At 61.3% G+C, this 6,553-nt stretch carries 6 protein-coding genes and 1 pseudogene; 3 read left to right on the top strand and 4 right to left on the bottom strand.

Features of this window, described 5'->3' with window-relative positions; translation table 11 throughout:
* Nucleotides 1–107 precede the first annotated feature (107 nt).
* The 3 genes from BJI47_RS08590 to BJI47_RS23675 all read right to left on the bottom strand — a co-directional run bounded on the left by BJI47_RS08590 (nucleotide 108) and on the right by BJI47_RS23675 (nucleotide 4,021).
* Nucleotides 108–1,754, bottom strand: coding sequence for a class I adenylate-forming enzyme family protein (locus BJI47_RS08590; RefSeq protein WP_088943332.1), 1,647 nt, complete (start codon nucleotides 1,752–1,754; stop codon nucleotides 108–110).
* Between the two features lie 195 nt (nucleotides 1,755–1,949).
* Nucleotides 1,950–3,479, bottom strand: coding sequence for a carboxyl transferase domain-containing protein (locus tag BJI47_RS08595; RefSeq protein WP_254900466.1), 1,530 nt, complete (start codon nucleotides 3,477–3,479; stop codon nucleotides 1,950–1,952).
* A 125-nt stretch (nucleotides 3,480–3,604) separates the two neighbouring features.
* Complete coding sequence (locus BJI47_RS23675) at nucleotides 3,605–4,021, bottom strand: hypothetical protein (RefSeq protein ID WP_176224747.1); 417 nt, start codon at nucleotides 4,019–4,021, stop codon at nucleotides 3,605–3,607.
* Between the two features lie 166 nt (nucleotides 4,022–4,187).
* Here BJI47_RS23675 and BJI47_RS08605 point away from each other — a divergent pair, with 166 nt between their 5' ends.
* Both BJI47_RS08605 and BJI47_RS08615 read left to right on the top strand, forming a co-directional pair.
* Nucleotides 4,188–4,529 (top strand): hypothetical protein, encoded by a 342-nt coding sequence (locus tag BJI47_RS08605; RefSeq protein ID WP_254900467.1) that lies wholly within the window; start codon nucleotides 4,188–4,190, stop codon nucleotides 4,527–4,529.
* A gap of 377 nt (nucleotides 4,530–4,906) precedes the next feature.
* On the top strand, nucleotides 4,907–5,551 hold the full coding sequence (locus tag BJI47_RS08615) for a ScbR family autoregulator-binding transcription factor (protein ID WP_088943336.1): 645 nt from the start codon (nucleotides 4,907–4,909) through the stop codon (nucleotides 5,549–5,551).
* A 297-nt stretch (nucleotides 5,552–5,848) separates the two neighbouring features.
* Here the strand turns inward: BJI47_RS08615 and BJI47_RS08620 are convergent.
* A pseudogene (locus tag BJI47_RS08620) lies at nucleotides 5,849–6,046 on the bottom strand (transposase); the annotation flags it as partial.
* A gap of 283 nt (nucleotides 6,047–6,329) precedes the next feature.
* Between BJI47_RS08620 and BJI47_RS08625 the strand changes: the two are divergent.
* A partial coding sequence (locus BJI47_RS08625; protein ID WP_254900468.1) for a transposase occupies nucleotides 6,330–6,553 on the top strand: 224 nt, incomplete at its 3' end.

Consider the following 6,553-nt stretch of genomic DNA (forward strand, 5'->3'; position numbering starts at 1 on the left):
ATCCTTCCAGCGGAACCATCGATCCCGCTATCTCGGTGTCCACCATCCGGGGGGAGCCTCACATAATGCGACTGCGGTGAAAGACCGAACTGTCGAGCCCAGAATCCCTATGGCGCAAGCGACTCCAACCCGCGCCGCACAATTTTGCCGGTGGCGTTACGTGGTAACTCGATCTGTGTGAGAACCCAGCGAGTTGGGACCTTGTAGCGCGCAATGCGTTCGGACATGAACGCTTTCAGGTCCGCTTCCGTCGTGTCGGTCGCGGTCACTACTACGGCGACCACCTCTTGACCGAAGTCTTCGTGCGGCGCGCCCAACACTGCACATTCCTGCACCGCGGGGTGCTCCGCCAGTGCGGCTTCGACCTCAGCTGGATAGATGTTCTCGCCGCCTCTGATGATGAGGTCGGATCGGCGACTGCGCAGACGAAGATGCCCGTCGAGCATCACGCCGATATCCCCCGTGTGCAGCCATCCGTCAGCATCGATAGCAGCAGCTGTCGCGACGGCGTTGTTCCAGTAGCCCAGCATCACCAATGGGCCTCTCAAGCAGATTTCGCCTTCGACGCCGTCCGCCACCTGGATTCCGCCGACTTCCTGGATCTTCACCTGCATGGTCATAACCGGGGTGCCTACAGAGTCTTCGTAGAGCGCTATGTCGGCGGCAGTCGCGATGGTTGCGGCTGAACTGGATTCGGTGAGTCCGTAGGTGGTACCCAGAGATTTCGCTGCGTCAGGGAGAACTTTGCGAAGCGCAGTTTTCAGTGACGGAGAGGACGGTGCCGACCCCAAGGAAATCGTGGTGAGAGTGGACAGGTCGTAGCCCGAGATGTCCTCGAGCTGAACGAGGCGGTTGGCCATGGTGGGCACCATCCCCCACTGGGTCACTCGTTCCTTCTCGACCAGCTGTAGCGCCTTGTCTATGTCGAACCTTCCAAGGTAGATCACCACCGCGTCCCCGAAGACCAACCGTGGAACCACCAAGTTGTGCAGTGACATCATGTGGAACAGCGGCGCGGCAAGAAGCACCCGGCGCTGTTCCGGACGCGAACTTCCCATCTCGGTAGCCGCAGCGTCATTGACGGCGAAGTAGTCGGCTGCGGCGATCACGTTGCGGTGCGAATGCGTGGCTCCCTTCGCCCTACCTGTGGTGCCACTGGTGAAGATGATGACGGCCGGGTCGTCCTCTTCGACCACGGCAGGCGGCAGTTCGGCGCCCGAGAATTCAAGGCTGAATCGAGGAATGTCCTCCTCGATCTTCAGCACGGGGATTTTCGGATCGTCGAGCATTGCTCGACGTTTCTCATCGGCTACGACGAGCATGGGGGTGCAGAGTTCGATGGCATCTGCGGTTTCACGCGCCGACCACATCGAGTTCATCCCGACGGCTATCGCGCCCAGTGCGGTCACAGCCCAGAACGAGAGGACCCATTCCGCGCTGTTGGCCGCCAAGAGCGCCACTCTGTCGCCTTTGCCCACACCGTACTTCTCCTGTAGCGCCCGACTCAGCGAGGCCACCCGGTCATGGTGCTCGGAGAACGTCAACCGAAGATCGCCGCATACCAGGTACTCGCGATCAGCGTAAGCTGCCGACGCAATGAGAATCTCGCTCAGCGATCGCGCCCGGTTTTTGAACACCTGCATTCGCTGTCCGCGAACGTCCTCGTAGACAAGCTCGAATTGCCGTCCCGGGGCGGTGACCGCCGCAAGTGCCTGTGTTCGTCGCTCCTGGATGGTCAACTCTGCATTCATCATTCGTCCTCTTTTGAGATGTTCACGCTCGATCCAACGACCGATTGTCTGATATCGCTCGGTCCATCGACTGGATCCGTGTTCCGGTAAACAAAATTCACTCGCACCTCGTGTATGTATATCAACAGCAACCATCTCCGACCGACCCTCACACGCAGCAGGCACGAAATTCAGCTCGCGCCCTGTCCTCCGCTTCGCTCAGGGAAGATAGCCAACGTGTCGATTCGGTTCGACCGGTGAGGCGTCACGACCTCGGGCCATTCGCAGACCTCCCAGCAATGCGTTCCGCAACTGGCACGGATCGATAACCTCGTCGTAGGTGACCGTGCCGGCCAAGCGCCAGGGGCCCGAGTTCTCGTTCTCGATCAGTGCCGCTCGTGTCTGCTCATCTTCCTTGGCGGTATCGCCGCCGACACCGGCCGGAATCCCACCGAGCATGGCACCGGGAAACGCCAGCGAAACAGTTTGCCCGCCGAACGCGTTCTGCCCCATCACCGAACTGCCGAAACCAAAGGCCTTGCGCACGGTCACGTGGAGCTTTGGCACTTGCGCACGGTGCTGAGCTGCGAACATGCGGGCCGAGGCGCGGAGGATTCCGGCGCGCTCCGACACACTGCCGGCCAAAACGCCCGGATTGTCGGCCAGCTGCACCAGCGGGAGGTGGAACGCGCTGGTCATCGAAATGAATCGAGCCGCTTTCTCTGCGGCCGCCCTGTCGATCGCACCGGCAAGTACCAGTGGCTGGTTGGCGACGATCGCCACCACCTGTCCGCCGAGGCGGGCGAGGGCTGTGATGATCGAACCACCATGCTCGGGCTGGATCTCCAACAGTGATCCGGCATCTACCAGCTGCTCCAGCACTTCCCGCATGTCGTAGCTCTTCCGCGGATTCGGCGGGATGATGTCCAACAAGTCATCGAGGTCGCGCTCGTCGAGATCGTGCCCGAATGCTGCTGTCGTCGCGGGCGGGCGATTCCAAGCGCTGCTCGGGAAATACGACAAATACCGTCGCACCAGCGCGAGTGCCTCCTCGACGTCGGCAACGACGTTGTGGACGACTCCGCTATCCACCGCGTGTACTGCGGGCCCACCTAGTTCGCTCTTGGTGACCTGCTCGCCTGTCGACGCCCGCACCAGTGGAGGACCCGCAGTGAACAGCGCGGCATCCGCGTCGACCATTACCACGAAGTCCGACAGGGGCGCGGTCAGCGCCCCATGCCCGGCGGAGGGGCCGGTAACCACCGCCACAGTGGGAACCAATCCGGCCAATTCGCTCATTGCCTGCAGATCGTTGGGTGCCGGTCGGTGTGGGAAGAGGCCGTTGACGGCCCGATGCCCCGCCCCCTCGAGCATCATGACCAAAGGGAGTCGCTCCTGCTGTGCGAGCATGGCGATCCGTGCGCGCTTCGTGGCGGCGGCGGTCCCGATGGAACCACCGCTGACCGAGAAGTCCTCGGACCCGACCAGAAGAGGCCGGCCATCGATGAGACCGGAGCCTGCGACGAAAGCGTCCGCGGGAGTGGAACCGTCGCCGGCCAGAGTGCCGATTTCGATGAAGCTACCCGGATCGAGCAGTTCATCGATTCTGGTGCGGGCGTCGACTCGGCCGGCGGCCCGGTGTCGGGCGAGTTTCTCGGGCCCGCCCATGGACCGTGCATTTTTTCGGCGTCCGGCCAGCGTTTGCAGGAGCGGGGCCCAATCCTGGCGGTTCTGGGACTTCACGTCCACTGCCCGTCGACCACTTCACACATGGGGACATCCTCTCAGCGGAACCCGCATTTCTCGCTATCGGGGTCCACCGTCCAGGGCAAATATCGTCCATGAACGGGCCATCGAAAATGCTCCACAGGTGGTCAGCTACTCGTCAACGAATTTTTGGGCCAGCTCGGATCTCGCCCGATGAAGCCGGCCAGCCGCGTCACCGGGTCTGCGTCGGCATCCACGGCGACGGCCGGACCGTCTTCTATTCCGGCCATACCGTCGAGCAACTGTGTGGCGAATGCAGGGTCCAGGTTCGGCGCTCGACCGATGGCGGTTGCCAAGTCCCAGGTGTGCATTAAGACATCCGGGGTGTAAAACTGATCGATCGCGTCGGCGAGTCGGTGGGTGCCCACCATCGGGTGGCTGAACTCGCTCTCCTCGGTGGCTTCGTCGAGAAGGGCCTGCACACCCTCGACGTGCGCCTGCCAAGCTGCTGGAGGATCGGACTGTGTATCCGGTCCAGGTGGTAATTCCCGACCGCCGGCACGAGGTCGGCCTGCGCGAATCATCGTCGCCGGTACCTCAGGCGCGGGGAAAACGACTCTCTCCGGATCTATCTCACGCACGCTCGGTATCGAACATGTCGAGATCGACGCCCACTACCACGGCCCGGGCTGGACTCGTCGCGAATCTTTTCAAGCAGACGTGGAGGAATTCAGTTCGCGAGCGGGGTGGGTGACCGAATGGCAGTACGGCATAGTTCAGGACCAACTTGCGGATTGCGCTGACCTTGTTGTCTGGCTCGACCTGCCGCGCCGATGCGTGATGCGGCAGGTCATCACGCGGACCATCCGTCGTCGGTTCAGGCGAGCAGTCCTGTGGAATGACAACATCGAACCGCCGCTGCACCGAATTCTGTTCGAAGCCGACCATATTGTTCATTGGGCGTGGACCACGCACCACAAGACCCACACGCGAATCGACGAACTGGCGAAACGCCTGCCTTACCTCGATATCGTTCGACTTCGCTCGCGGGCCGAGATCGACAAATGGATGGACTTCTCGCTACCTGGCTGAAGACGGCAGTCCACCACCATCTGCCGACGACATCGAAGAGACGCGCCCATATCAGCTTCAATGGTCTCATCGTCGTCAACGTTGCCGTGAGTTCATCGTTGCATGCAAACGCCCGCCTGAACAGGCAAAACCGAGGCAGTCCCGCATGAAGTTCAAGGATGTCGACGACTGTGCGTGGGTCGGGTTCGTTGATGTGAAGTGTGGCGCCGTGCCGGTAGTGGTGCTCTGCCGAGAGCTGGCACAGAGAACGCGGGAGGGTGTCCACGTCGATGACCGAGTGGACTGTGTGTCCGCCGAGATGACGGCCCGACCCTGGTTGGGTGGCTCTCGACGTATCGTTGAGAGCCATACCCCCATCGACGAGAGCTAGGTACCACATGCAGGAGCGCGCTGTTCTTACGCGCCAGGCCGCCATCTTGGGGGCTGCGAAGAGCTTCGAGAAGTTCGGCTATTCCGCCAGCCTGGGAACCATCCTGCAGCACGCCGGTGTGAGCAAAGGTGCGATGTATTTCCACTTCGCGTCCAAAGAAGAGCTCGCGCACGCGGTCATCGAAGCGCAACACGCTATGGCCATGGAAGGCACCCGACTCGTGGGCACTCAGTCTGACACCGCGGTCGAGATGCTGGTGCTGGTGTCGCAAGAGATGGCACGGCAGCTCGTGACCGAGCCTATCGTGCGAGGCGGCATGCGCTTGACGATGGAAATCGGCAGTATCCAGGGTCCGATAGAAAAACCGTACTTGGACTGGATCGACGCCATTAAAGAGATTGCGCTGCAAGCAGCCGACGACGGCGACATCGTCAAGGGCACCGACATCGACGCGCTGGCCCGCTTCATTGTGGGCTCGTTCACCGGCGTGCAGATTCTCTCGGAGATGCTGACCGGCAGAACCGACCTGTACGAACGGTTGAACCAGATGTGGAACCTTGTGTTGCCGACCATTGTCCACAAGAGCACATTGGCTCACGTGATGAGATTGGCCGCGCTTCCACCCCGTAAACCGGAAGCGGCGACCGCCTGACACAGTTGATCCGACGCTGCGGACGTGTCGAGCACCCCAAACTGAATTTCTCCATGAGGGAGCGGTAATGCAGCGGAATGTCGTAGCTGGTGTGGCAGAGGAGCACCACAGTTTGGTGAAACGCTACTGCGACACCCAGCGGGTCGTGTTCGTCGATAGAAGCGTCGAAAACCCGGTGTGACAACGGCAGCTGAACTACAACAACTTCGAGCGCGGGACCGGGTCCAATTGGCGTGTCCCCGGTAAACGGGGCCACCCTGTTTTAGAGTCTTGTTGCCCATGAACTGGGCGGATAGATACCCACAACCCTCGGTCGGTTTCTATCCCGATGACGACATCGGCTGGCGTGGGGGCGTGCGCGGCCACGACGTCGTGGAATGCCGCGATACCTGCCAACCCTTCAGGTAGTCGGCGCGTGGCCAGGCGTTTACCGTCGGTGTTCATTACGTGGATATCGTGGTGGTCTTCGGCCCAGTCGTCTCCTACGAAAATCATGTTGCATTCCTCTCCTCGCACGCGTTCGGTCATTGCTCGGTGAGCCTTCGAGGGATCCGGACTGCGACCTAATGGATCAGTGCCCAGTGCGGCACGACACCCCAGCAGCGTTCTGTGGAACCCTCACCGACTGGTGGGTGCACGATCTATCCTCAGGAGTCGAGAAGTTCACTCCCGGACGATGAAGTGCTCACCCACCAGCGGCTCAGTGATCAGCATTCTCCGACAGGGCTGCGCGGTGACGAAGACTCGCCGATCGAGTCCCATTAGGACGATGGAGAACATGGCTGGACGGAAACGCAACTCTGCCGAGGACATCGTGCGCAAACTACGGCGCGCCGATGAACTCACCGCTGCAGGCAAGACGCAGGAGGAGATCGCGGCAGACCTCGAGGTATCGGCGGCGACCTTGTACAACTGGCGTCGCCAGTACGGCGGGATGGACACCGACGCCGCGAAGGAACTCAAGGACCTGCGCGAGCAGAACTGCAAGCTCAAACGCCTGCT

The sequence above is a fragment of the Rhodococcus sp. 1168 genome (assembly GCF_002091955.1).
Lineage (GTDB): Bacteria > Actinomycetota > Actinomycetes > Mycobacteriales > Mycobacteriaceae > Rhodococcoides.

Coding starts and splice junctions, on each gene's coding strand:
- BJI47_RS08590 (WP_088943332.1), bottom strand. CDS start 1,754: ATGATGAATGCAGAGTTGACCATCCAGGAGCGACGAACACAGGCACTT.
- BJI47_RS23675 (WP_176224747.1), bottom strand. CDS start 4,021: ATGATTCGCGCAGGCCGACCTCGTGCCGGCGGTCGGGAATTACCACCT.
- BJI47_RS08615 (WP_088943336.1), top strand. CDS start 4,907: ATGCAGGAGCGCGCTGTTCTTACGCGCCAGGCCGCCATCTTGGGGGCT.